This window comes from Okeania sp. SIO1H4 (genome assembly GCF_010672695.1).
Taxonomy (GTDB): Bacteria; Cyanobacteriota; Cyanobacteriia; order Cyanobacteriales; family Microcoleaceae; genus Okeania; species Okeania hirsuta.
The window spans coordinates 617,797-644,391 of record NZ_JAAHGB010000006.1; the positions used below are offsets into that span (position 1 = coordinate 617,797).

Annotated in this window: 16 protein-coding genes; 10 read left to right on the forward strand and 6 right to left on the reverse strand. The window is 35.1% G+C overall.

Annotated elements, in window-relative coordinates; genetic code table 11:
• Positions 1-2 precede the first annotated feature (2 nt).
• On the forward strand, positions 3-140 hold the full coding sequence (locus tag F6K06_RS06960; RefSeq protein WP_287238770.1) for a hypothetical protein: 138 nt from the start codon (positions 3-5) through the stop codon (positions 138-140).
• A gap of 808 nt (positions 141-948) precedes the next feature.
• On the opposite strand, the gene dnaB is transcribed toward F6K06_RS06960, so the two are convergent.
• Both dnaB and rplI read right to left on the reverse strand, forming a co-directional pair.
• Positions 949-6,420, reverse strand: coding sequence for a replicative DNA helicase (dnaB, locus tag F6K06_RS06965; protein WP_287323199.1), 5,472 nt, complete (start codon positions 6,418-6,420; stop codon positions 949-951).
• Between the two features lie 457 nt (positions 6,421-6,877).
• Positions 6,878-7,336 carry a 50S ribosomal protein L9 gene (rplI, locus tag F6K06_RS06970; protein WP_124145033.1) on the reverse strand — a complete coding sequence of 153 codons (459 nt, stop codon included), beginning with the start codon at positions 7,334-7,336 and terminating at the stop codon, positions 6,878-6,880.
• A 270-nt stretch (positions 7,337-7,606) separates the two neighbouring features.
• On the opposite strand from rplI, the gene proX (F6K06_RS06975) reads away from it, so the two are divergent.
• On the forward strand, positions 7,607-8,617 hold the full coding sequence (gene proX / locus F6K06_RS06975; RefSeq protein WP_287308807.1) for a glycine betaine/L-proline ABC transporter substrate-binding protein ProX: 1,011 nt from the start codon (positions 7,607-7,609) through the stop codon (positions 8,615-8,617).
• Between the two features lie 287 nt (positions 8,618-8,904).
• On the opposite strand, the gene F6K06_RS06980 is transcribed toward proX (F6K06_RS06975), so the two are convergent.
• The gene (locus tag F6K06_RS06980; protein ID WP_275670375.1) at positions 8,905-9,039 is read right to left on the reverse strand and encodes a hypothetical protein; all 135 of its coding nucleotides are present in this window, start codon (positions 9,037-9,039) and stop codon (positions 8,905-8,907) included.
• Positions 9,040-9,291: 252 nt separating this feature from the next.
• Positions 9,292-9,606, reverse strand: coding sequence for a hypothetical protein (locus F6K06_RS06985; protein WP_124145035.1), 315 nt, complete (start codon positions 9,604-9,606; stop codon positions 9,292-9,294).
• Between the two features lie 199 nt (positions 9,607-9,805).
• Between F6K06_RS06985 and proX (F6K06_RS06990) the strand changes: the two genes are divergently transcribed.
• The 6 genes from proX (F6K06_RS06990) (at position 9,806) to F6K06_RS07015 (ending at position 16,950) form a co-directional block, all read left to right on the forward strand.
• Positions 9,806-10,819, forward strand: coding sequence for a glycine betaine/L-proline ABC transporter substrate-binding protein ProX (gene proX / locus F6K06_RS06990; protein ID WP_124145036.1), 1,014 nt, complete (start codon positions 9,806-9,808; stop codon positions 10,817-10,819).
• Between the two features lie 458 nt (positions 10,820-11,277).
• Positions 11,278-11,565, forward strand: a complete 288-nt coding sequence (locus F6K06_RS06995; protein ID WP_240038955.1) for a glycine betaine ABC transporter substrate-binding protein — start codon at positions 11,278-11,280, stop codon at positions 11,563-11,565.
• Positions 11,566-12,058: 493 nt separating this feature from the next.
• Positions 12,059-12,622, forward strand: a complete 564-nt coding sequence (gene proX / locus F6K06_RS07000; protein WP_240038956.1) for a glycine betaine/L-proline ABC transporter substrate-binding protein ProX — start codon at positions 12,059-12,061, stop codon at positions 12,620-12,622.
• A gap of 922 nt (positions 12,623-13,544) precedes the next feature.
• On the forward strand, positions 13,545-15,371 hold the full coding sequence (gene thrS / locus F6K06_RS07005) for a threonine--tRNA ligase (RefSeq protein WP_287238789.1): 1,827 nt from the start codon (positions 13,545-13,547) through the stop codon (positions 15,369-15,371).
• Positions 15,372-16,489: 1,118 nt separating this feature from the next.
• Positions 16,490-16,678 (forward strand): hypothetical protein, encoded by a 189-nt coding sequence (locus F6K06_RS07010; RefSeq protein WP_044136527.1) that lies wholly within the window; start codon positions 16,490-16,492, stop codon positions 16,676-16,678.
• Positions 16,663-16,950 carry a type II toxin-antitoxin system RelE/ParE family toxin gene (locus F6K06_RS07015; RefSeq protein ID WP_124145038.1) on the forward strand — a complete coding sequence of 96 codons (288 nt, stop codon included), beginning with the start codon at positions 16,663-16,665 and terminating at the stop codon, positions 16,948-16,950. Before F6K06_RS07010 ends, F6K06_RS07015 begins: the two co-directional genes overlap by 16 nt.
• 490 nt (positions 16,951-17,440) lie before the next feature.
• Here F6K06_RS07015 and F6K06_RS07020 read toward each other — a convergent pair whose 3' ends face one another.
• Positions 17,441-19,096 carry a YcjF family protein gene (locus F6K06_RS07020; protein ID WP_287238793.1) on the reverse strand — a complete coding sequence of 552 codons (1,656 nt, stop codon included), beginning with the start codon at positions 19,094-19,096 and terminating at the stop codon, positions 17,441-17,443.
• A gap of 843 nt (positions 19,097-19,939) precedes the next feature.
• On the opposite strand from F6K06_RS07020, the gene F6K06_RS07025 reads away from it, so the two are divergent.
• Entirely contained in the window at positions 19,940-22,168 is a 2,229-nt protein-coding gene (locus tag F6K06_RS07025; RefSeq protein WP_287238795.1) for an amino acid permease, read from the forward strand.
• A 165-nt stretch (positions 22,169-22,333) separates the two neighbouring features.
• Here the strand turns inward: F6K06_RS07025 and F6K06_RS07030 are convergent, their stop codons facing one another.
• A complete protein-coding gene (locus F6K06_RS07030) occupies positions 22,334-22,732 on the reverse strand; it encodes a response regulator (RefSeq protein ID WP_124145042.1) in 399 nt (132 codons plus the stop codon).
• Between the two features lie 877 nt (positions 22,733-23,609).
• Between F6K06_RS07030 and F6K06_RS07035 the strand changes: the two genes are divergently transcribed.
• Positions 23,610-26,216, forward strand: coding sequence for a DNA topoisomerase (ATP-hydrolyzing) subunit A (locus tag F6K06_RS07035; protein WP_287238799.1), 2,607 nt, complete (start codon positions 23,610-23,612; stop codon positions 26,214-26,216).
• The last annotated feature ends 379 nt before the right edge of the window (positions 26,217-26,595 follow it).

Sequence of the window (26,595 nt, forward strand, 5' to 3'; positions counted from 1 at the left end):
GAATGAAAATGTTTGTGATTTTCCACACTAGGAGAGATAGATGGAAATATTTGATGAGGGAAAAACAATTATTTACGGAAGCTTCACAAGATGAAATTATTTCTGATATTGCTCCTGTGGGAAAATTCCTGAATATTTGATTGTCTCTGGGCATGGAAATATGTTGAATAAAAAGTCATGCTCGTAGGCGAACAACCCCTTATAGCTTTTATAATATCAGAATTTTTGTGAGGCAGCAACCAAAAATCCTTTGACGCGGCGATTTTTTTGTGAGCTTCAGAGAATGAAAATGTTTATACCTTTCCACGCTAGGAGGTATAGATAAAAAAGAGCGATCGCTTTCTAAGATTCATACTTTTTATTTGACGCGACGTTTCTTTTTTGAGCTTCAGAGAATGAAAATATTGGTGGTTTTTCACGCTAGGAGATATGGATGAAAAGATTTGATGGGGGAAAAACAATCATTTATTGGAGCTTCACAAGATGAAATTATTTCTGGTATTGCTCTTGGGAAAATTCCTAAATATTTGATCGTCTCTGAGCAAGAAAATTTAGTTGAATAAAAAATCATGCGTATAGGCGAACGACTCCTTATAGTTATTATGGTATCACAAAAATTGTGGGGAAGCAACGGAAAATCCTTCGACGCGACGATTTTTTAGAAGCTTAAGAGAATGATAATATTTCTGGTTTTCCACCCTAGTAGAGATGAATGGAAAGATTTAATCACAGAGAAACAACCTTTCTTAGAGCTTCACAAAATGAAAATATTTTTGGTATTGCTCCTGAAAAAACTCCTGAGACTGTTAACTGGTGACTGGAGAAGCGATCGCTCCATAACATTCATCTTGAAAATATCAGCAATTTGAGTTGAAGGCGGATAACTGATAACTAAGTTCCCTGTTCCCTGTTGCCTGTTCCCTGTTCCCTATTCCCTCTTTAGAATATTTATCTGTTCCCTGTTGCCTGTTCCCTGTTCCCTCTTATTGCCAAATTTCTAAACTTAGTAAACTGGGGGTCAAACAATAATTTAATCGTACCAGTCGGTCCATTCCGATGCTTAGTAATAATCACCTCAGCAATACCTTGGTCGGGAGTATCTGGGGAATAATACTCATCCCGATAAAGCATAATTACTAAATCGGCATCTTGTTCAATAGAGTTATGAACAACAATCTCATTTGCCACAAAATTATGGAGACCAGGCACAGTTAAGTCAAAAACTTCTGCCTCACCATCTGGTCTTATTTCCACAATTTCATCCCATTTAACATCAATTTGAGTAGGTTTTTCCCACTCCCGACACTTAACTACAGACCCTAAATTTCCACCATATTTTGGCCCAAAATCTACTTGATACAAAACTTGCCCACAATACAATATTGAATATTTAAGCATTTTTGGGTTCAAAATAGCAAGAGAATCCCCAATATTTAGAGTATTTAACTGTTTCCAACCCCCCATAGAAAAGAAAGGATGATTAGCCGTAGCCCTAATCAATTTTCCCGAAGAAGTTTGTAAAGAAAATATAGGTTTAACCCCAGTAGAAAAAACCCTACTAACAATAGCAGACTCAAATTTCCCAGTATTTTCATTCAACGCCAAAACAGAAAAATTAGACTTACCAACCAGACGAGAAATAGGAATTTTTTTACCATCAGCTAAACAAATTAAAGTATCCCCAGTCAAACAACCAGACTCTCTCAAATCAGACATCATCGGTCTTTTATTAGTTCGAGACTCCACACTTCTACTAAGTTGAGACAAAGCAATAATCGGCACCGAAAGTTCTCGTGCCAAACCCTTCAAACTCCGAGTAATTTTTGCTAATTCCTGGACTCGATTATCACTACTACTACTTTCCATTAACTGTAAATAATCTAATAAAATTAATCCTAACGCTCCACCTTGTTCGCTCTGTAATTGTCTGACTTTTGAACGAATTTCATTAACAGTAATATTAGCAGTATCATCAATAAAAATTGGCATTTCAGCAAGAGTACCAATAGCGGAAGTTAAAGGTTCCCATTCACTCTGACTAATTCGCCCGGAGCGCAATCTATTACTTTCAATTCTTGCCTCACTTGCTAATAGTCTTAATACCAATTGTTCCTTAGACATTTCTAGACTAAAAATTGCTACTGGTAATTTGAGATTAGCTGCAATACTATGACCAATATTTACAGCAAAGCTAGTATTGTGGAGGCAAATATCATTAGCTACAAAATTATGAGTTTCTGGTATGGTCAGATCGTATACTTGTTTTTCTCCGACTGGTTCTATTGAAACAATTTCATCCCAGTAAATATCGTCATTTTCTAATTGTTCGACTAATAAATTTCGGTCTTTGAGTAAATTTAATCTGCTGGAGGGGAAATCTAGATTTATAGATGGAAAATTTCTCATATCTGCCCCTAAATTTTTCCCACGGAAAGTCTCAGTAGTAGTGAAACTATCGAATTTTTGCTCGGTCTTTTCTTTTTCATTTCTACCTTCTACTGATAGACATCTATATTTGGCAAACTTTTCCATCACAACAAGAACTTTATCCCTGAAATTCTCTGTATTTTCTAATTCCTCATCCCAGAAATTCTCCTGTCTGAGTAAATTTAATCTGCTGGAGGAGAAATCTAGATTTATAGGTGGAAAATTTCTCATATCTGCCCCTAAATTTTTACTACAGAAAGTCTCAGTAGTAATTAAATTATCGAATTTTTCCTCGGTCTTGACTTTTAGATTTTTGCTCTGTGCCGAAAGAACAATAGATGCAGCAAATTTTTCCATCACATCAACAATTTCATTCCAGAAAATCTGAGTATTTTCTAGTTGCTCAACCCAGAAATTCTCTTGTCTGACTAAATTTAATCTGCTGGAGAGAAAATCTATGTTTATAGATGGAACATTTCTCATATCTGCCCCTAAATTTTTCCTACAGAAAGTCTCAGTAGTCGTTAAATTATCGAAATTTTCCTCGGTCTTGACTTTTCCATTTCTACCCTCTACCAAGAGACATCTATATTTGGCAAACTTTTCCATCACAACAAGAACTTTATCCCTGAAAAGCTCTGTATTTTTTAGTTGTTCAACCCAGAAATTTTTCTGTTTGACTAAATTTAATCTGTAGGAGGGGAAATCTAGATTTATAGATGGAAAATTTTTCATATCTGCCCCTAAATTTTTCCCAAAGAAAGTCTCAGTAGTAGTGAAATTATCGAAATTTTCCTCGGTCTTGACTTTTCCATTTCTACCCTTTGCTGATAGACATCTATATTTGGCAAACTTTTCTATCACAGCCAAAGTTTCATTCCAGAAAATCTGAGTATTTTCTAATTCCTCAACCCAGAAATTCTCTTGTTTGACTAAATTTAATCTGCTGGAGTGGAAATCTATATTTATAGATGGAAAATTTTTCTCATAGAAAGTATCAGTAGTAGTTAAATTATCGTAATTTTCCTCGGTCTTCCCTTTTCCATTTCTACCTTCTACTGATAGATATCTGGATTCAGCAAACTTTTCCATCACATCAACAATTTCATTCCACAAAATTTGAGTATTTTCTAATTCCTCAATCCAGGAATTCTCCTGTCTGACTAAATTTAATCTGCTAGAGGATAAATCTAGATTTATAGATGGAAAATTTTTCATACCTGCCCCTAAATTTTTCTCACTGTCGGAATTTTCCTCGGTCTTCCCTTTTCCATTTCTACCCTTTGCTGATAGACATCTATATTTGGCAAATTTTTCCATCATAGAAATAATTTCATTCCAGAAAATCTGAGTATTTTCTAATTCCTCAATCCAGGAATTCTCCTGTCTGACTAAATTTAATCTGCTATAGGATAAATCTAGATTTATAGATGGAAAATTTCTCATATCTGTCCCTAAATTTTTCCCACAGAAAGTATCAGTAGTAGTTAAATTATCGAAATTTTGCTCGGTCTTTCCTTTTCGATTTTTGCTCTGTGCCAAGAGACATCTAGATTCGGCAAACTTTTCCATCACAATCAGAACTTTATCCCAGAAAATATGAGTATTTTTTAGTTGCTCAATCCAGAAATTTTCTTGTCTGACTAAATTTAATCTGCTGGAGGATAAATCTAGATTTATAGATGGAAAATTTCTCATATCTGTCCCTAAATTTTTCTCACAGAAAGTATCAGTAGTAGTGAAATTATCGAATTTTTCCTCGGTCTTTACTTTTCGATTTTTGCTCTTTACCGAAAGAATGATAGATGCAGCAAATTTTTCCATCACAACAAGAACTTTATCCCAGAAAATCTGAGCATTTTTTAGTTGCTCAATCCAGAAATTTTCTTGTATGACTAAATTTAATCTGCTGGAGGATAAATCTAGATTTATAGATGGAAAATTTCTCATATCTGTCCCTAAATTTTTCTCACAGAAAGTATCAGTAGTAGTGAAATTATCGAATTTTTCCTCGGTCTTTACTTTTCCATTTCTACCCTCTGCTGATAGACATCTAGATTCGGTCAATTTTTCCATCACAACAAGAACTTTATCCCAGAAAATCTGAGCATTTTTTAGTTGCTCAACCCAGAAATTCTCTTGTTTGACTAAATTTAATCTGTAGGAGGGGAAATCTATATTTATAGATGGAAAATTTTTCATATCTGCCCCTAAATTTTTCTCACAGAAAGTATCAGTAGTAGTGAAATTATCGAATTTTTCCTCGGTCTTTACTTTTCGATTTTTGCTCTTTACCGAAAGAATGATAGATGCAGCAAATTTTTCCATCACAACAAGAACTTTATCCCAGAAAATCTGAGCATTTTTTAGTTGCTCAACCCAGAAATTCTCCTGTCTGACTAAATTTAATCTGTAGGAGGGAAAATCCAGATTTATAGATGGAAAATTTCTCATCTCTGCCCCTAAATTTTTACCGCAGAAAGTATCAGTAGTAGTGAAATTATCGAATTTTTCCTCTGTCTTGACTTTTGCATTTCTACCCTCTGCTGATAGATATCTAGATTCGGTCAACTTTTCCATCACAACAAGAACTTTATCCCAGAAAAACTCTGTATTTTCTAATTTCTCAATCCAGAAATTATCCTGTATGACTAAGTTTAATCTGCTAGAGGATAAATCTAAATTTATAGATGGAAAATTACCAATATCTACCACCAATTTTTTGACTGATACTTTATCTGTAATAGTTAAATGCCACAAATTTTTATTCGTCTTTCCTTTCCTACTTTTATCCTCTTCAACCTTTTCAATAGCACCAATAATTCCAAATCTGAGTAAAAGATGTTGTACTTGCCTAACAAACTTTTCATTCACCACAGAATAACCTAAACATACTGCCCCAGTTTCACATATTTTTACCCATCCATCCAGGGAAAATAAATATCTAATAAATAAGGCTAATTGTGATTTTTCTAATTTAAAGACAATAGGAGAAAGACAAAAATTATCAGAATCAATTAGAGAAGCAAACTGATTTTCTGGAATACTTTCATCACCAAAAACATCTAACCGACGCGGTACAGCTATTTTTTCTCCTACCTGTAATTTTGCCAAAGGTTTCCAACCATCAACTGTTAGAAAAGGATGAGTAATTGTCGTCTCTACAAATCTTCCTGATTTTGTCGTTACTCTAAATACAGGTTTAATTCCATCATCAATAAAAGCAGAAGGTTTAGTAATCTGAAACTTCCAATTTTTGCCTAAAGTTAATAACTCCGTTTCTTGCCTTTGATAAACTTCTGCCAAAGTAATTAAACTGCCATCTTTTTGCAAAACTAAAGTATCATAAGCAGCACATTTTCCCATTGAGGGACGACCAGCTACAATAATTAAATCCGAACGTTGAAAACCTCCAGTCATTGCATCCAGATCGTAAAAACCACAAGCAAGACCAGGTAAAGCAACTCCCTCATTTCTATCTTCAATATCCTGAAAAGTATTAATTAAAGTCTCAGAAATAGGAACTAAATCTTGTTGTGGTTTATCCTGAGTCAGAGCAAATATTTTTTGTTCAGCTTGGTCAAGAATAGTTTTTAATTCAGTAGCTGTTTGAAACCCTAAATCAAAAATTTCATTTCCTGCTTGAATTAATTTTCTGCGGATATATTTATCAATAACTAAAACAGCATATTGGTCAATATTAACCGCCGAAACAGTTCGTTCTAATAGTTGAACTATTTTTACTTGCCCGCCAATTTTTTCTAATTGATTATTGTCAGTAAGCCAACTGGTAACAGTCATTAAATCTGTAGGTTTGCCCTGATTATAAAGTTGCCACATTGCTTTATAAAGAATTTGATGAGCTTCAATGGCAAAAAACTCTGGGCGTAATAACTCTGTCACTCGATTAATAGCTTCTGGGTCGAGGAGAATACCACCTAAAATAGCTTCTTCCGCTTCAATATTTTGGGGAGGTAGGCGATCGCTAGACATCTGTGATTTACCTACAATTATTTAAAATTTATTTGAAAAGGGAATAGGTAGTAGGGAGTAGGGAGTAGAGTTTAAATTACTCTGGTAGAAAAATCCATACTCAATCCAATTGCTGAATATTAAAGTCGAGGAGAATGCCACCTAAAATAGCTTCTTCCGCTTCAATATTTTGGGGAGGTAGGCGATTGTTAGACATCTGTGATTTACCTACAATTATTTAAAATTTATTTGAAAAGGGAATAGGGAGTAGAGTTTAAATTACTCTGTTAGAAAAATCCATACTCAATCCAATTGCTGAATATTACAGTTGGACTAAAGTCAAAAGTCAAAGATTGTCTATCAAAGGATACTTACGCATTTTCGAGTCATAAAATCTAGATTTAGTGTGGCACTAGAGCATTTATTTACATAAACCCTAATTTCTTTTTAACTTTTGACTTTTGACTTTTGACTTTAATTAACTACCCACTACTTGAATCTCTACTTCAGCAGTTACCTCTGGATGAAGTTTAATTTGAGCTTTGTAGAATCCAACCTTGCTAATTTCTGGCAAAGTAACGCCACGTCTATCAATTTCTTGACCAGTATTTTCCTTAATTACATCCACCAATTCTCTATCAGTAACAGTACCAAAAATCGCATCATTTTCACCAACTTGTTTAGCAATTTTAAAGCGACCAACTGTTTCCAAAGCCGTCTTTTGAGCTTCTGCTGCTTGCTTCAATTCTATTTGTCTTTGTCGCTCTTGTTCTCTACGACGTTCTACCTGTTTAAGAATACCTGGAGTAGTACGAAAAGCAATTTTCTGAGGAATCAAATAGTTACGAGCATAACCAGGAGCTACTTCTACCACATCTCCTGATATTCCCAAATTTTTCACATCTTGATTCAGGACTACCTGTAATTTTTTGGCCATGATTTTAATTTTTAAATTTTCACTGCAAACTTTAATTATATCCTAAATTTAAAGAATCATAGAGATGATTAGTAAAGTAGATTTACAAAATTAACTGATTAATTTAAGCTAGGGTAATAGCTCAAACCGACTAAATATCTAGATAAGTACAGTTTAAATTTCATTTAAAATTATGTTCTCTAGACTGTAAATCTCCTACTCTATTATACAAGGAAAAAATTATCATCAAATAAATATTCAATAAATGTAAAATTTGCCAATCTAATAAAAATGAAACTTAAACAAAAATTCTTCAAAATTATTTTAGGAATAATCTTGACCAACTTATTAATAGTCTTTACTTCCTGTCAAACATCGCCAAATAATAAAAGTTTAACTATTCGGAGTGCTCATAGTAATTGGATAGAAGAATCATTTCAAACCGAAGTTGTAAATATAGGTTTAGAAAAATTAGGCTACAAGGTCGAAAAACCAAAAGAAATTGATTATCCGGCACTTTATATTTCTATAGGTAATGGAGACTTAGACTATAGCGTTGTTTATTACCAACCAGGACACAAAAAATACTTTGAAAATGCTGGTGGTGAAGAAAAATTAGAGGGAGTGGGAATTTTAACTCCTAATGGAATTCAAGGATATCAAATAGATAAAAAAACCGCCGATAAATATAAAATTACTAACCTTCAACAATTAAAAGACCCAGAAATTTCTCAAGTTTTTGACTCAGATAAAGATGGTAAGGCAAATTTAGTTGGTTGTAATCCTGGTTGGGGTTGTGAGTTAGCCATAGACCATCACCTTAAAGCTTATGGACTAGAAGATACTGTAGAACATAATCGAGGCCAATATACAATTTTATTAGCAGATGCTATTACTCGTTATCAAAAAGGTGAACCTATTCTTTATTATGCCTATAATCCTCACTGGATATCTGCAGTCTTAAAACCAGGAAAAGATGTAGTTTGGTTAGAAGTTCCTTTCACATCTTTACCAGAATCTATGGGAAATCTGGGTGAAAAAGATACATCAGTAGATGGTAAAAATCTTGGCCTTCCTAAAGGCGATCAGGGTATTGTTGCTAATAAAAAATTCCTAGAAGCTAACTCAGTTGCCAAAAAATGGTTTGAATTAGTCAAAATTCCAGTTGCAGATATGAATACTGAAAGTTTACGTATTAAAGAGGGAGAAGACCAACCAGAAGATATTCAGCGTCATGCTCAAGAGTGGGTAAAAAATCATCAACAAGAATATGATAATTGGTTGGAGGTAGCAAGAAAATAAGCAAGTTAAGTAGGAAAAATCTTCATAAGCTTTCTGTATCACGGGGTGACAAGCACCTCAAAGCTATTGTGGGATAAGGGTTTAAAGGATATAAGCAAGGGTGAAAAATTGACTGGTTTTGTGAGAATGATAATTATTATTAGTGAGAGTGTGGGTGAACTTCGCTCACCCATACCACCACACTGCGTTGATTTATTGTTCAAGTAAATTACTCTCAAAACATTTATGTAAGTCAATTAAAAAATTTTTAATAATCAGATGAATAGTCAGACGTTTCGGGTAAATAATTAAATATGATTTAACATTGACAGAGCTTTTAATCCCCTTTGGTCATCAGACTTTTTCTGAGAATTAAAATTCATCATATCTGTGACAATTTCAACTAAATATTCCCCAGCTATGACCCACAAATCACCATACATACCTACCCAAGAATTGCTATGTATTCTATCTTTTCGCCCTGGTTCTTTTAGTCTAAAAATATATCTTTGACCTCCTGACTTTTTGAGACAATTACCATGGTAACATTAAGCATTATAAGCAATTGCAACTAGTAAAATGAGATTGGTAATACGTTGTGTATTAGCTCTACTTCCTTCTAGATTATATCCCCCTGTTTTACAATCTTTAAACATAGCTTCAATACCCATTATCGACCGATAAAATTTGAGAACTTAATCTAAACTTTCAAGATTTGTCAACAAGTACCAAGGCTCCTTTTCCATCTTGTTTTTATATTTTCGTTTCCAATAAGCAACTAAATTAAAAGATCCCAATCCTTTGTTCTGAGTAATATTGATGTTACTTAAAAATATTTTGGTTCCTGGAGATACAGGTAAATTACTCAATGGATGGTATTTTTGACGGGGTTTTCTATAGTTAGTATCTTGTTTTTGTCCGAAGATGAAATGAATTTTTTGAGTTATAGCTCTAATTTTTAGCCAGTAAGATAATTCGACACCGTGAATTTCACTGTCTCCAATAACCACCAATTTATATTTTTTTAATAAACTTAAAACTGGTCTGATAAGTGCTTTTTGGTCGAGGAAATTAGTAGAGCCTTTTTAATTCAAAATTTGCCATTTGAATCAAAATATATTGCCTTTTGCCTATTCTCAAATTTCTATAAATCTTTAGTGCTGAGAGTAGTAAAATACTATTGATGAAAAAATTTTCCATCAAACCACAATGAAACAAAAATATCTCAAAACTATTCTAGGAACAATTCTCACCAGCTTATTAGTAATTTTTACTTCCTGCCAACAAGTTCCTGATTCTGAAACAGTTACTATTCGGAGTGCTAATAGTAGCTGGATACAAGAATTATTTCAAACCGAAGTAGTGAATATAGGTTTAGAAAAACTCGGCTATAAAATTGAAAGACCAAAACAAATTGAATATCCAGCAATTTATATTTCTCTTGCCAATGGAGATTTAGAATATAGCACTGTTTACTATGAACCACAACACAATGAATTCTTTGAAAATGCTGGTGGTGAAGAAAAGTTAGAGAAAGTTGGAAAATTAACTCCTGATGGAATACAAAGATATGAAATAGACAAAAAAACAGCCGATAAATATAACATTACTAACCTTCAACAATTAAAAAATCCAGAAATAGCCAAACTTTTTGATTCCGATGGAGATGGCAAAGCAAATTTAGTTGGTTGTAATCCTGGTTGGTCTTGTGAATTAATTATCAATCATCATCTTAAAGCTTATGAATTAGAAAATACTGTAGAACATAATCAAGGACAATATGAAATTCTCTTGGCAGATGCAATGACTCGTTATCAGGAAGGAAAACCAATTCTTTATTATGCTTACGAACCTCATTGGATATCGACAGTTTTAAAACCAAATGAAAATGTAGTTTCACTAGAAGTACCTTTCACTTCCTTACCGTCATCTATGGAAAATTTAAGCGAAAAAGATACATCTCTAGATGGAAAAAATCTTGGCTTTCCCCTGCTTCAACAGCGTATAGTAGCGAATCAAAAATTTTTAGAAGTCAACCCAGTTGCCAAAAGATGGTTTGAGTTAGTTGAAATTCCAATTGTGGATATGAATGTTGAAAGTTTACGTATCAAAGAGGGAGAGGACAAACCAGAAGATATTTTGCGCCATGGTCAAGAATGGATAAAAAATAATCAACAAAAATATGATAATTGGCTAGAAACAGCAAAGCAAGCAGCTAATTAAAGTATGGATAAATAATTTTTAATAGCCAATCAGGGGATATTTCATCACTACAAAATCTTAACTAAAAGGATTTTTCAGCGGTTTTCATTAATCTAGAATACAACGATTTATACAATTTTCACCTGCTTGGTGCATATCTATAATTTTTACTGTAGTCTATCTTTGTGAAAACCGCTATAAAAGTAAAAAAAAAGAGTGATTATAAACTAATATTGTTAATCTAGCTCTAGAAAAACTCGGCTATAAAGTAGAAAAGCCAAAGGAAATTGATTACCCAGCACTTTATATTTCTATGGGTAATGGAGACTTAGAATATAGTGTTATTTATTACTTACCAGGACACGAAAAATTCTTTTAAAATGCTGGTGGTGAAGAAAAATTAGAAGGAGTTGGAATTTTAACTCCTAACGGAAGAAGTGGATATCAAATTTATAAAAAAACAGCAATCTATAGGAAATTTGACTGAAAAAGATACATCTCTAGATGGAAAAAATCTAGGTTTTCCCTTACTGCAACAGCATATTGTGGCTAATAAAAAATTCCTAGAAGACAACCCAGTTGCTCAACGATGGTTTGAATTAGTACAAATTCCAGTAGCAGATATGAATGTTGAAAGTTTACTTATTAAAGAGGGTGAAGACAAACCAGAAGATATTCTCCGTCATGCTCAGGAGTGGATAAAAAATAATCAGCAAAAATATGATATTTGGTTAGAAAAAGCGAGAAAAGCTGCTAATTCAGCATAAAAAAATTGCTGATTTTTTAATAATAAAATTGGTTTTAAATTTTATAAAAAAGCTGATACTACTTTTCACATTTTTAGGTTTCAGCTAATTCATAAATAAGTATAAATCAGAGCAAAAAATCAGGAATTAAATTAATTTTAAAATCCTGAAAAAAGTAGGAAGCATATTAACAAGCTTATTAATAGTTTTCACTTCCTGTCAAAAAACTCCTCCTGGAATAGTTACTATTCGTAGTGCCAATAGTACCTGGATACAAGAATTATTTCAAACTGAAGTAGTGAATATAGGCTTAGAAAAACTCGGCTATAAAGTTGAAAAAAACAAAATAGACTTGTCGCTTTATAACTTCAAAAACCCCCAAAAACCTTGTTATATAAGGATTGTAGCTATTGGTGGCTAAAAAGGCCTTGAAATTATTGCTCTGTCTAGGTTGGAGCGATTTTTTCCCTCTATTTAGCGACAACTCTAATAAATTGATTATCCGTCAATCTATATTTCTCTTGCCAATGGAGATTTAGAATATAGCACTGTTTACTATCAACCACAACACAATGAATTCTTTAAAAATGCTGGTGGAAAAGAAAAATTAGAAGGAGTTGGAAATTTAACTCCCAATGACATCCAAGGATATCAAATTGATAAAAAAACAGCCGATAAATATAATATTACTAACATTGAACAATTACAAAATCCAGAAATAGCCAAACTTTTTGATTCTGATGGAGATGGTAAAGCAAATTTAGTAGGTTGTAATCCTGGTTGGTCTTGTGAATTAGTGATCGAGCATCATCTTCAAGCTTATGAATTAGAGGATACTGTAGAAAATAATCAAGGACAATATGAAATTCTCTTAGGAGATGCAATGACTCATTATAAGCAAGGAAAACCAATTATTTATTATGCTTACGAACCTCATTGGATATCTACAAAATTAAAACAAAATAAAGATGTAGTTTGGTTAGAAGTTCCTTTCACCTCCTTACCAAAATCTATGGGAAATTTGAGTGAAAAAGATACATCTCTAGATGGAAAAAATTTGGGCTTTCAGATAATGTAACAGCGTATAGTAGCTAATTAATAAAAAATTCTTAAAAAATAATCCAGTTGCTAAACGATGGTTTGAATTAGTAGAAATTCTAGTTGCCGATATGAGTGAGGAAAGTTTACTTATTAAAGAGGGTGAAGACAAACCAGAAGATATTCCGCTTCATGCTCAAGAATGGGTACAAAATAATCAATAAAAATATGATAATTGGTTAGCAAAAGCAAGACAAGAGACTGATTCATTAGACATCTCCAATAATAAAAAATAAAATTAATTACCCTACAGAAATTATTGATTATTTCTGCCTATTCCCTACTCCCTCTTTTTTGAAGATATCTATTGTAAATAGAATTTAAGCAAAACACTATCCGTAATATAATTAATATAATGGTATATAGTAGTCAAAAACTATAACGTTTTATATATGTAGCGTTAAAGTCGCAAAAATCCCTAAATGAATGATTAACTAAACTAGAATAGAGTCTTCCTCCTTTGCTGTGAATCAAAATTTAGAAAAAAACGCTAGATGTAGTAATCAAAAACTATAACGTTTTATATATGTAGCGTTAAAGTCGCAAAAATTCCTAAATTGATGATTAACTAAACTTAAGTTAAGTCTTCCTCTTCTCCTGTGAATCAGGATTGAGAAAAAAACACTAGATATAGTAATCAAAAACTATAACGTTTTATATATGTAGCGTTAAAGTCGCAAAAATCCCTAAATGGATGATTAACTAAACTAGAATAGAGTCTTCCTCCTTTGCTGTGAATCAAAATTTAGAACAAAACGCTAGATGTAGTAATCAAAAACTATAACATTTTATATATGTAGCGTTAAAGTCGCAAAAATTCCTAAATTGATGATTAACTAAACTAGAATAGAGTCTTCCTCTTTTCCTGTGCAAATATAAAAAAAACCAAGAATAAACAGCCAATGTCTAGGCCAGAATCTAATCCTTCCCCAGAACAACCAGAAAAAATCCATTTACCTCGCACCAGCGAGTCAGAAACCCTCAAAAAAATTCGCCATACCACATCCCATGTCATGGCCATGGCAGTACAAAAGCTGTTTCCCAAGGCACAAGTAACAATTGGTCCTTGGATCGAAAATGGCTTTTACTATGACTTTGATACCCCAGAACCATTTACAGAAGCAGATTTAAAAGCCATCAAAAAAGAGATGGTCAAAATCATTAAACGGGATTTACCCGTAATTAGAGAAGAAGTCAGTCGCGAAGAAGCCAAACGTCGAATTGAACAAATTAAAGAACCATATAAATTAGAAATCCTCCAAGACTTAGAAGACCCAATTACCATTTATCATCTTGGCGAACAATGGTGGGATTTATGTGCTGGCCCTCACATTGAAAGTACAAAGCAACTTAATCCCAAAGCAATTGATTTAGAAACTGTTGCTGGTGCTTATTGGCGCGGAGATGAAACCAAAGCCCAATTACAACGTATCTATGGTACTGCTTGGGAAACTCCAGAACAACTGGCCGAATATAAAAGACGTAAAGAAGAAGCTCTCAAAAGAAACCATCGTAAACTAGGTAAAGAATTAGGACTATTTATTTTTTCCGACCTTGTTGGACCGGGATTACCTCTTTGGACTCCGAAGGGTACAATGTTAAAGAATTCACTGAAAGACTTTCTCCAACAAGAACAACTCAAACGGGGTTATTTACCTGTAGATACTCCCCATATTGCCAGAGTAGATTTATTCAAAACTTCCGGACATTGGCAAAAGTATAAAGAGGATATGTTCCCGATGATGGCTGAGGATGAGGAATCAGAAGCTCAGGAACAGGGTTTTGTTTTAAAACCAATGAACTGTCCATTCCATATCCAAATTTATAAACAGGACTTACGTTCTTATCGGGAGTTACCAATACGACTTGCCGAGTTTGGCACTGTTTACCGCCATGAAAAGTCTGGGGAATTAGGTGGTTTAACCCGAGTCCGAGGTTTCACTCAAGATGATTCTCATTTGTTTGTGACACCCGAACAACTTGAAGCCGAGTTTCTTAGTGTGGTAGACTTAACTCTATTTGTGTTTAAAAATCTACAACTAAATAATTTTAAGGCTAGATTAAGTTTCCGTGACCCTGACTCAGATAAGTACATTGGTTCTGATGAGGCTTGGGAAAAAGCTGAAGGTGCAATCCGTGGAGCTGTGGAAAAAATGGGTATGGATCATTTTGAGGGTATTGGTGAAGCGGCATTCTATGGTCCAAAGTTAGATTTTATTTTCCAGGATGCTTTGGAGCGAGAATGGCAGTTAGGCACTGTACAGGTAGATTACAATTTGCCCGAAAGGTTTGATTTGGAATATGTGGCAGAAGATGGGACTAGAAAACGCCCAGTTATGATCCATCGCGCACCTTTTGGTTCCTTGGAAAGGTTAATTGGAATTTTAATTGAGGAATATGCTGGAGATTTTCCTTTGTGGTTAGCTCCTACCCAAACTAAACTTTTGCCTGTTAATTCTGAATTTTTGCCCTTTGCTCAAGAGGTTACTGCTCAGATGCGTAAAGTAGGTATTCGTGCTGAGGTGGATATTAGTAATGAACGTTTGGGTAAGTTGATTAGAAATGCTGAGAAGGCCAAAATTCCTGTAATGGCTGTAGTTGGAGCTAAGGAAGTCGAGTTAAATAGTTTGAGTATTAGGACTCGTGCTGCTGGGGAATTAGGTTCTATAACTGTGCCAGAGGTAATTGAGAAGATGACTGGGGCGATCGCTAACTATGAAAATTTCTAGACTTTGATCTCAACCTTGGTTGAAGACTCATGCTCTCCTGGCAAGGTAGCGTCACATGGGAAAACCGAACATTGATTGGTTTTTCCAAAGCCTGTGATATAGCACTTAAATTAAGGTTGCTGGGCTAGGAGAGTGTCGGATTGGTGACGTACTGTGGAGCAGCCGTAAGACCAAAAAGAGGTTCGGCCTCGGAGACAGGTGCTATGTTTCGCTTCGCGACATGTTTGCGGAGCATTCCGATAGGAAAAAGCGCAGCTCCTCTGTCAAGAGGCAGCAGAAAGTCCCTATCAGTGATGGAGTGGGAATTTCACGTTGTCGCGTAAGCGCAACATCGGGAGGATTTCAAGTATTGTTGAACCTTACATGACACAACTATCATCAATTCCAATTAGGTTACTACATAAAAAAACTGGAAGTAATTAAAAATCAAAAATATACTTCGACTAATCTCCACATAAGTATTTACACCTGCTTTCTGATAAATTGAGAGGGGGTTTATTTATTTGACTTGTTATTTGATAAGCTCTTGATAGTATTTAAAAGTTTTGAATTGAATAATTCCTGAAAGGCCATAAATCAATAATGATTAGTCCCAAATTATACCATTAAATTATGCCAAATTGCATTTGATAGGTCTATCTATAGAAAGTAAAACTTTTCTTTGAAGACGATTAAGAAGTCTATATCAAGTTATACTTTGCAGGGATCATAAACATAGATGATTGACCAATATGTTATTAGCTATAAGTAATTATACTGGTAGCTGATAGCTCAAAGTGATAGTATTCTCTTTCAAAAGTTAAATCAGATTGTTATATTATTGATAGGTATATTACCTTCCTTATATTTAGAGCCAAGGTCGGCGATAATCTGACATATTTTGTTTGCGAAAGGCGCTAGAACATGAAAGCATCTAATTTAAAGGAACTATATGAGACCAAAAGGTTTCAAAATAATAAAATTAGAGATAAAAATGATTAATATCTTAAAGGTTCTTCTAAGAGGGGATGTGTTTTTCGCTTTTTTCTGCTGGGAAAGCGCAAAAATGCAAAGCACCAGATGTCGCTGTCCAATGGCTCACGTACAGCTAGGAACAGTGACTTAATAATATGAACTTTATGAATACTGCTAAGAAAAAAGTAGAATCTCTATTAAGTAAATTGCCAGATAATTGCTCCCTTGAAGATGTTCAATATCATTTATATGTAATTGAAAAAGTTCTTCATGGTTTAGAAGTAGCTGATAAAGAAAGAAAAATTACACAAGAAGAAGCTGAAGGGCTTTTGAGTAAATGGGTTATAAAGTAGTTTGGTCTTCTAAAGCTATAGATGATGTGGACGCGATTGCTTCCTACATAGCACGTGACTCTGTTTCTTATACTGCAGCAGTAGTCCATAGGATAATTAATGTCACCAAAAATTTGATTCATAATCCTTTACAAGGAGAAGTAGTCAAAGAGTTTGGGGATGAAAGTTACCGACAAGATTATGCTTACAGTTATCGAGTCCTTTATCAAGTTAAAGGTAATATAGTAATTGTTGCTGCGGTTATTCATGGAAAAAGGTTATTAGATTTATAGCTGATAGCGGTCGTGCCCAATCAAATATTAGTTCAGAACCGAGTTTCATTAGAAGCTCGGTTTCCTATCTTGGAGGTACAAAATTCTGGGGCAGTAGGGAGTGAGGGAGTGGGGGAGTAGCACGATTTTTTGTATTTTATATAACTACAGCAGTTTTCTAGTCTTGGAGGTACAAAATTCTGGGGCAATAGGGAGTAGAGGTTCAATGACCCTGAATGATCGACTTTTATCAATTATGTAAACACTCTACAAAATCTAACGAATTGAAAACTCCTTAATTTAGTACTTTAATCAATCTATACTTCTCTTGATTTATCCTTACCGATAAAGGGTATAATATCCGACAGTCTACACGCTGTTGACAATTGCTTGGGGTTATAAGACAGGTAGTAGGTAGGTCGTTGACTACCCCCATGGAATTTTTCCAACAAGGTCAGTCCTAAATCCCTTCTTCCTGATTCCTTCTTCCTTCTTGAAGAGTCTTTAACTGTTACCAATCTTCCCATTTGACTCTACTTTCTGTATCCCAATCATTAATAGTATTATCCTGCTTTATCATCCCCGGAGGTCGATAATTTATTTCATCTTCCTCATCAGATTCTTTTTCCATTTCAACTTCTTCATTCTGGGAATAAATATTAGTCAAAGGTTCTACAACTTTAGCCAACGCATCTTGAATAAACAACTTAACAAATTCATCTTTTCTTGTTAATTGAAATTGTGTTTGTACTACCTCTGTAATGCCACCATCTCCCCAATCTTGATTATGACTAAAATATTCAATAAAACTCTTCCCAGCAATTCTAGTTAAATAAGCTGCACTTACTCCTTGAATTGCCTTCCCAATTAAAAAAGTTGCTATAGTTAATTGTAAAGCTGTAGAAATTAATTTAATCGCCCCTTCAACAATACCTAAACTAGCAAGTGTTTTAGCCAAAGACATTGCTAACTCTTGCCCTCTTTCAAAATTCAATTCACAACCATAAACTTTGCCAATTTCTATTACCATTTGAGCATTAACTGCTGCTGTGGCCAAAACATCTACTACAGGCAAAGGCGTAACAGCAATAACTCCTGCTCCTATCCACTGAAACCTTTCTACAACCTTCTCTGCTTGTCGTCGTCTTTGAGCATCAATTAAACATCTTGCTTCTTCCCCTAACCGTTGAGATTTGAGCAAAATATTATCAGCAATTAAATCTTCTCCCTCAGCCCGCAAAATAGCAGCCATACGTCCGATTAAAGCCATAATATCAGGTTCTGGCTGATATATTTCTCCCGTCTCAAGCTTAACAGAATGAGGATGAGCACCGATCGCCACAATATCCATTTTGCTAAACCCTACTAACCTTTCCCTGAGCTTAACAATAATTGCTTCTCGGTCCTCTTCAGTGTAGAGGTCTATTTTATTAAAGACCACAAGCGATCGCTTACCAATGTCCGCCAAAGCGTTAAAAGCAGCATATTCGGACTTCTGTAAATCATTATCAACCACAAATAATAGTAAATTAGCCTCTGTCGCCAAAACCCTTGCCAGTTGACCCCTTTCCGTACCTGCTACTCCCGCTTCTAAAATTCCTGGAGTATCAGTAATCAAAATTTCTTTTTCCAATCCTGGCATTTTTAAATGATAGGTTTCTCCTACTTTGGTTGACCCCATAGGTGCTTCTACCCTACCCACCATCTGACCCATTAGAGCATTAACAACAGAAGTCTTACCAGCAGAACCTGTACCAAAAACAACTACTTTTACATCACCTCGTGCTAGACTAGCTTCTATTTCTTGTGAACGTTCTAATAACGCTTGTCGAGCCACCTCATCTTGAATCAGTATAGCCTGTTGTCTCACAGCCTTGAGAGATTCAGAAGCTACCTCAGATTTCACAACCGGAATCTTAACTTTAGCTTTTGAACCTCGTCGCCGTTGATTTTTTTGAATGGTATATAGTCTCAAATAATATATGAAAGCAAAAATGACTATTCCAATGAGGAAAATTAATAGTAATAGTAATAGGTTGGCCACAAATGGGGGGGCGGACCATGAAACTTGACTATATAGCCATGATAAAGAACCAATCAGCCAAATTATGAGCAATAAAATTAGGCTTAGACCTAGAATCAATATTAACAGGCGGGAAGTTGGCATTTCTACTTACTTGAAATCAGAGGTTTGAGGTCAAATCAGTTATGAGTTATGAGTTATGAGTTATCAATACCTCCTGAAATAGGGAAACTTTGAATATGCAGAATTTTCCTTTTTATCCCCTTTAATATCAAATCCAGTTGAACACTTATTATATATTTGGGGGGAGTAGGGCAGTAGGGCAGTAGAGGAGTAGGAGAAGATTGAAGGCTTGAAGTATAGTTATAAACATATACTATATAAATAACCGGATTCTATATAATAGGCTATCCATTACCGAATAATTAGGGATAGTTTCACACTGGAGACTTGAGACCTGATTTTTTTGGTCATATAGCAGGCAATAGCTAGTAGTGGGAAAAAAAGTGGACTTTATTCGATTCATAATCAGTCTATGTTCTAAGCAATATGGTTGTTATATCTAATACCATTTTCAAAAAATAATGTTACAAATAATCAGGGCAATCAAAAGACTTTACAGGAAATGTCCCTTTGACTAAAAAGATAACTTACGAACTAATAAATGGTATTGAAGTTATTCATTCTGACTCCTGACTCCTAAGAAATAACCTAGCTATTTGTAGCAAAGATTTATAAAGTTGGTATAAAACATCTTTGCTTTACAAGGTAATGGTCGGGAGTTTTTTTGACTTTAGAAATTAAATTAATCAAGAAAAAAGAACATCAGCTTTAAAAATCCCTATTATTTATTGGTATCCAAAATGTTTGAGTTGAAACACTATCTAAAATCTAAGACTTGAAAGCTAAGACATAAAGCAATGATAGATATTTAATTAAATGATAGATAACTTCAATGAGAAATTTAAATATTAAAATTTTGTATGTATGAAGCTATTTAAAAAACCATCAGAAGAAACACAATCAACTCCAAAAACTGCTTCTGACAATACTAATGAAATAGGTTTAGGAACATTTGGTGGTGTCTATACTCCCTCAATTTTGACAATTTTGGGTGTAATTATGTACCTCCGTTTTGGGTGGGTAGTAGGTAATGTTGGTTTATTGGGGACTTTGCTTATTGTCACTTTGTCCACAGCAATTACCTTTCTAACTTCTTTGTCAGTCAGCGCGATCGCTACAGACAGAATAGTCAAAGGAGGAGGTGCCTACTATATGATTAGTCGGTCTTTAGGTATTGAAACAGGCGGTGCAGTGGGAATACCACTATACTTTGCCCAAGCTCTATCAGTAGCTCTTTATACTATTGGTTTTGCAGAAAGCCTAGTAGATGCCTTTGGTGGTCTTAACCAACTATATGTAGCTCTAGCTACAACTATAGCAGTGGCAGTCTTAGCCATAACTTCGGCAGAGATTGCTATTAAGGCCCAGTATTTTATTATGGTCGCGATAATTCTATCTCTACTTTCATTTGCATTCGGACATCCACTAGAAACAACAAACATAGAAATTTTGGGAGCTTCAGAGAGAGTATCAGAATCATTTTGGACAGTTTTTGCGGTCTTCTTTCCAGCCGTAACAGGTATTATGGCAGGGGTGAGTATGTCTGGAGACTTGCGAGAACCTAGCCGTTCAATTCCTGTAGGTACTTTGGCAGCTGTTGGTACAGGGTATTTAGTATATATGGTACTACCAATTATCCTGGCTATGCGGGCGGATGCTACTACTTTAATTGAACAACCTCTGGTGATGAAAGAAATGGCTCTTTGGGGGCCAGCAATTTTGTTAGGGGTTTGGGGGGCAACTCTTTCCAGCGCCATTGGTAGTATTCTGGGAGCACCAAGGGTTTTACAAGCTTTAGCAAGAGATGGAGTTTTACCTAGTTGGTTGTCTTTTCTCGGTAATGGCCATGGGCAAAATGATGAACCCAGGATTGGTACAGCGGTAACTTTATTTGTTGCTACTGCCACGGTTTGTATTGGTGACCTGAATATTATTGCCCCGGTGCTGACAATGTTTTTTTTGACAACCTATATGGTTTTAAATGTTTCAGCAGGTATAGAAGGCTTTTTGCAAAGCCCCTCTTTCCGTCCTACATTTAAAGTCCATTGGTCATTATCAATGTTGGGAGCATTTGGTTGTCTGGCAGTGATGTTTTTGATTAATGCTGTGGCTACAGTTATTGCTGCTTTGATTGTGCTGGCAATATTTATCTGGCTACAGCGACGGGAGTTAGAGACAACTTGGGGAGATGCCAGACGCGGAATATGGATGGCGTTGGTGCGTGAAGGAATTCTTCAAATAGGTGAAGAAGATACTAAAAATTGGCGGCCACATATTTTAGTCTTGTCTGGGATACCAAAAAAACGTTGGTTGTTGATTCAATTTGCAGATGACCTAACTCATAATCGAGGTATGATTACGGTCTGTAGTGTTTTGCCTAGTGCGTCTCGCGATGTCTCGCAGCAAAGTGATATGCAAGATACAATTCGTGAGTATTTGGACAAGCGAGGGGTACAAGCTCTGGTGCGAGTAGTCACTGCTACAGATTTTTTTGATGGTGCTAAACTCTTGGTGGAAACTTATGGCATTGGGCCACTTACGCCAAATACTGTTGTACTTGGAGATAGTCAGGAACCTTCAAGGCGCGATCGCTACTGTCAGTTGATTAGTCATATTCATAAGGCTAAGAAAAATGTAGTGATTTTTCAAGAAGACAGCGATCGTGGTTTTGGTCAACATCGTCGAATTGATGTGTGGTGGGGTGGTTTACAAAATAATGGTGGCTTAATGTTACTTCTAGCATATTTGCTGCGCACAGATATGGATTGGCGGAATGCGGAAATTTATTTGAAATTGGTAGTACCGGAGCAAGCAGCTATTCAACCGACTCAGGCAAATGTTGATCGTGTGATTCGAGATTTACGAATTAGCGCCAAATCTCAAATTTTGGTTTCTAATGGTCGTCCTTTCTATGATATTTTGCATGAGTCTTCTCAAAATGCTGACTTGATTTTTCTGGGAATTCGGACTCCTGGGGAGAATTTTACTAAGTATTATGAGGATTTACAGTCCAAAACGTCTAATCTTCCTAGTACAGTATTTGTTCTAGCAGCACCAGGTTTTTCTTATGGCGAAGTTCTCAGCGATCGCTAGTTCTCATTAGATAATATTTTAGGCATAGAAGTCAATAAATCAGGAGCGGTAATGTAGATAAATTAATATATCCCGCTCCAAAAGTGTAAAAATTGGAGCAGGATTCTGATCTTTTCTGATCTTTAAAGTTATATTCTAGAAAAGTTTGTGGTCATTTTTTAATAATTAATCAGGGGGTAATAATGACTTAATCTGACTGACAAATTCTTGATGATCCACTACTGGTTTAGAAATATAACTATCCGCACCACTTTGCTTCAAAAAAGATTCTCGATCACCTGCCATAGCATGAGCTGTCACTAATATGATTGGTATTTTATCCGTTTTAGGGTCAGCTTTAAGAATTTGAGTAATTTTAATCCCATCAACAGATTTACCCTGGTAAACACTACGAGCTAGAGAAACATCCATCAAAATCAAGTCTGCTTCTCCTGAGTTAGCCATTTTTACTACTTCTTCCACATCTTCTGTGTGCTTAACAGCTAAACCACCTCTTTTGGTCAAAATCTTGGAAAAAACTCTAGCATTAACTTGATCGTCTTCTACAATCAAAACAGTTTTCATATAGGCCTCCCACTAAATACTCGTAAATGTAAAAACCCCATTATAAAGTTTAGACTAAATTTTTTTATAGATAGGGAAAGCCAACTTAGTTTAACTAGTTTCAGTTTAATCAATTAAAAATTCCATAATCACTTACTAAACTAACTAAATAGCTATTGTTTTAAATTTTTCTAATGGTTATCTATGAGTTTTTGGACGTCTACCTAACCAGGAAGAAGCTTAATAGTCCAATCTTATTTGTATAAAGATTAAGAGCTTATTTTCTTCTGACTGCTATGATGATCACGAAAGTAATCTAGAAATACTACTTTTAGCAGCTCCAATGCAGGAATCTAAAACATCAATAATCATACATACTTATCGAGGTAAGATTTCAATTCCTTCAGCATAATAGAGGTTAACATACTTTACCCTCATGTAGTTGTACGACTACCTAAAGTGACATAGCAGATATTTTCGATCTGCATAGCTTTCAAAGTATTAGTTGGCTAAGTAGGTAATATTTTAAGCTTTAACCTAAGTTTGTGCTCAATCAAATATAAATAATTATTCCTATCATCAACTATGGTCAAAAGATTTGAGGTGTGTTAGCTACGATCTCCAAAAAATCTTGTGTACATTAAAAAAAATAGAGAAAAAAGTTACTACTGTCAGGATCTGTAAAAATATTAAATTTACTTTGCCTTAATTAGAACAAAACATTCTTCAATACACTCCAATTAGTAAACTGATGCGCATATTAAATTGGGTAACACTTGTTACTTTTGAGAAAATTTAGGTATTTCATGCTGAAAATCTTAAATTGTCATAATATTTGGACTTAGCCTCTCAATTGTGCTTTGTCATTTTTTATAAATAGTAATCTAAATAGCAACTCATGGCCAAACAATTAAATCTACTCTCCGGACAAGTCGTTACTGCAGCGCTGCACATCGAAATGCAGCAATCATATCTTGAATACGCCATGAGTGTGATTATTGGTAGAGCTTTGCCAGATGTCAGAGATGGACAAAAGCCAGTGCATCGTCGAATTCTATATGCTATGCATGAACTTGGTCTCGCCCCAGACAGACCATTTCGTAAATGTGCCAGGGTAGTCGGAGATGTTCTGGGAAAATATCATCCTCACGGCGACCAAGCTGTTTATGATGCCATGGTACGGATGATTCAAGACTTTTCCAGTCGTTATCCATTAATAGATGGACATGGTAACTTTGGCTCTATCGATAATGACCCTGCTGCTGCTATGCGCTATACAGAAAGTCGTTTGGCATCTATTAGTAATGAAGGTTTACTTACCCAAATTGGTGAAGCTATAGTTGACTATACCAACAACTTTGATGGTTCTCAGCAAGAACCTACTGTATTACCGGCACAATTACCTTTTTTATTACTTAATGGCTCTTCTGGTATTGCAGTGGGAATGGCGACTAATGTTCCGCCACATAATTTGGGAGAAGTAGTAGATGGCCTTATTGCTTTAATTGATAATCCTAATCTTTCTGATGAAAAGTTATTTCGATTGATTCCTGGGCCTGATTTTCCTACTGGTGGGGAAATTGTTAGTACTGACGGAATTATTGATGCTTATACTAAAGGTAGAGGTAGTATTCCTATCAGGGGAGTGGCCACTATTGAGGAAGTTCCTACAGCTCGTGGGCGTCGCACAAAAAGGGCTATTGTGGTGACAGAGTTGCCTTACCAGGTTAATAAGGCGGGTTGGATTGAAAAAACTGCAGATTTGGTTAATGCGGGTAAAATAGAGGGTATTTCTGATTTGCGAGATGAAAGCGATCGCTCTGGTATTAGGGTTGTAATTGAGCTAAAACGTGAAGCTGATCCTAGTGTTGTACTTCACCACCTCTATCAGCATACTGATTTACTTTCAAAGTTTGGTGCTATTATGTTGGCTTTGGTTGATGCGCAACCACGACAGTTATCTCTACGAGATTTTTTACAGGAGTTTATTAGTTTTAGGGAACAAACTTTAACTCGTCGCTACAGCAATGATTTGGAAATAGCTCAAGGTAGGTGTCATATAGTTGAGGGTTTGCTCAAAGCTTTAACAGATTTGGATACTACGATTGATATTCTCAGAAATGCTCCTGATGGTAGTAGTGCTAAGGTTAGTTTTCAAGAAAGTTTGGGTTTAAGCGAAAATCAAGCTGATGCTATTCTGGCAATGCCAATGCGCAGACTGACTGGTTTGGAAAGACAAAAATTGGAGGAGGAATATGAGCAACTTAGGGGGAAAATACAAGAGTTACAGGGTTTATTGAGCGATCGCCGTTTACTTCTAAGATCGCTGAAAAAAGAATTACGGACTCTAAAACGCAAGTATGGCGATCCTAGACGTACTAGAATTATTGTTCAAGCGGAATCAAATGCTTCTGTTTCTCAACAGAAAAGTAATGTAGAAATTGGTAGTCAAGAAACAAATAAGGAAGCTAAAGGTAGAGGTAGAAAATCAAAAGGTACAGCTGTTGAATCACAATTTTTGACTTTGGAAGCTGCTCCACCACCGACTGAAGAGGTTGTTATAGAATTTACTCACCGAGGATATGTAAGACGATTACTTGCTAAAGAATTTGAGAAGCATCAAATTGATAAAAAATCTAATATTATTATTGAAAATAATGATGATTTTACTATTAATATTATTGAGGCAACTACAGACCAAACTTTAGTGGTATTGACTCGTAGTGGTAAAGCTTATCCTCTGAAAGTAAATGATATTCCTTCTGGTTCTAATCGTTCGACAACACGACATGAATATAAGGGTGTACCTTTAGTAACATTATTATCACCGTCAGCAACTAAAGAAATGACGGATGCTCGTCAGGAGTTTATTATTGCTCAATTTGTTTTACAGGAAGCTGAAGAAAATAAGGATTTAATCATGTTGACTCAAAATGGTAAAATTAAGCGTTTACCTTTGTCTGATTTAAGTGATATTACAAATCGCGGTATAACAGTAATTAAACTAAAGGAAGAGGATGAATTACGTTATGCTAATTTAGCTCAGGTAGGGGAACAAGTAGTTTTGGCAACTTCTGGGGGGAGATTATTAAGATTAGAAATAGATGAGGAACAGTTACCTTTAATGGGACGTACTGCACAGGGGTCTCAAGCAACAAGATTAAGAAAGCAAGAGGAGTTGGTAGGTTGTGTGACTTTGGATGGAGAAAGCAATTTATTTTTAGTTTCTGAACAGGGTTATGGAAAGCGTATTGCTATTGGTTCGTTGCGAGTTGCTAATCGTGGTGGTATTGGTCAGAATGCTTTTCAGTTTACGAGACAAACTGATGTTTTGGCAGGAATTGTTGTTAGTAGGTCGGATGTAGTAGCTCAGATGTTAACAACTGAAGGAAAAGTATGTGGAATGATGGTGGATTCTGTTAAAGTTTATGGACAGGATGATAGGGGGAATCGGTTGGTGAAGTTGGGGGCAAAGGAGAGGATTATTAAGGTGGTTGGTTATTGATAGCAGAAGTAAGAAGGAAGAGGTTCAACAATGAATAATGAATAATGAATAATGAATAATGAATAATTACCTCTCCTTGAAAAGAAGAGGATTGACTAAAAGAATAATTTTTTCTTTTTTATCCTTTAAAGGAGAGGCTTTAAACCTTAATTATTCGGTAAATTTTAACATGAGGTTAGATATTTCCCTAGCTTTTACACAAATGATACTAACGGACATGATATTATTAGGTCTTAATTTACATTTTCAGTCCAAGGAAAATCTCCTGGACGTGTCTTTTAACTGTCCTTATTATTAATAATATTCTTTTTCCAAATTACTATTATAGAGAATCGGAAAAATTATAAATCTCTTTGATAAACTTTATAAACCAGGTTTG

Bases quoted from the DNA above. Each gene is read 5' to 3' on its own strand.
- rplI (WP_124145033.1), bottom strand. From the start codon at position 7,336: ATGGCCAAAAAATTACAGGTAGTCCTGAATCAAGATGTGAAAAATTTG.
- F6K06_RS07030 (WP_124145042.1), bottom strand. From the start codon at position 22,732: ATGAAAACTGTTTTGATTGTAGAAGACGATCAAGTTAATGCTAGAGTT.
- dnaB (WP_287323199.1), bottom strand. From the start codon at position 6,420: ATGTCTAGCGATCGCCTACCTCCCCAAAATATTGAAGCGGAAGAAGCT.
- proX (WP_287308807.1), top strand. From the start codon at position 7,607: ATGAAACTTAAACAAAAATTCTTCAAAATTATTTTAGGAATAATCTTG.
- F6K06_RS07015 (WP_124145038.1), top strand. From the start codon at position 16,663: ATGGGTTATAAAGTAGTTTGGTCTTCTAAAGCTATAGATGATGTGGAC.
- F6K06_RS06960 (WP_287238770.1), top strand. From the start codon at position 3: ATGAAAATGTTTGTGATTTTCCACACTAGGAGAGATAGATGGAAATAT.
- F6K06_RS07010 (WP_044136527.1), top strand. From the start codon at position 16,490: ATGAATACTGCTAAGAAAAAAGTAGAATCTCTATTAAGTAAATTGCCA.
- proX (WP_124145036.1), top strand. From the start codon at position 9,806: ATGAAACAAAAATATCTCAAAACTATTCTAGGAACAATTCTCACCAGC.
- F6K06_RS07035 (WP_287238799.1), top strand. From the start codon at position 23,610: ATGGCCAAACAATTAAATCTACTCTCCGGACAAGTCGTTACTGCAGCG.
- F6K06_RS06980 (WP_275670375.1), bottom strand. From the start codon at position 9,039: ATGTATGGTGATTTGTGGGTCATAGCTGGGGAATATTTAGTTGAAATT.
- thrS (WP_287238789.1), top strand. From the start codon at position 13,545: ATGTCTAGGCCAGAATCTAATCCTTCCCCAGAACAACCAGAAAAAATC.
- F6K06_RS07025 (WP_287238795.1), top strand. From the start codon at position 19,940: ATGAAGCTATTTAAAAAACCATCAGAAGAAACACAATCAACTCCAAAA.
- F6K06_RS07020 (WP_287238793.1), bottom strand. From the start codon at position 19,096: ATGCCAACTTCCCGCCTGTTAATATTGATTCTAGGTCTAAGCCTAATT.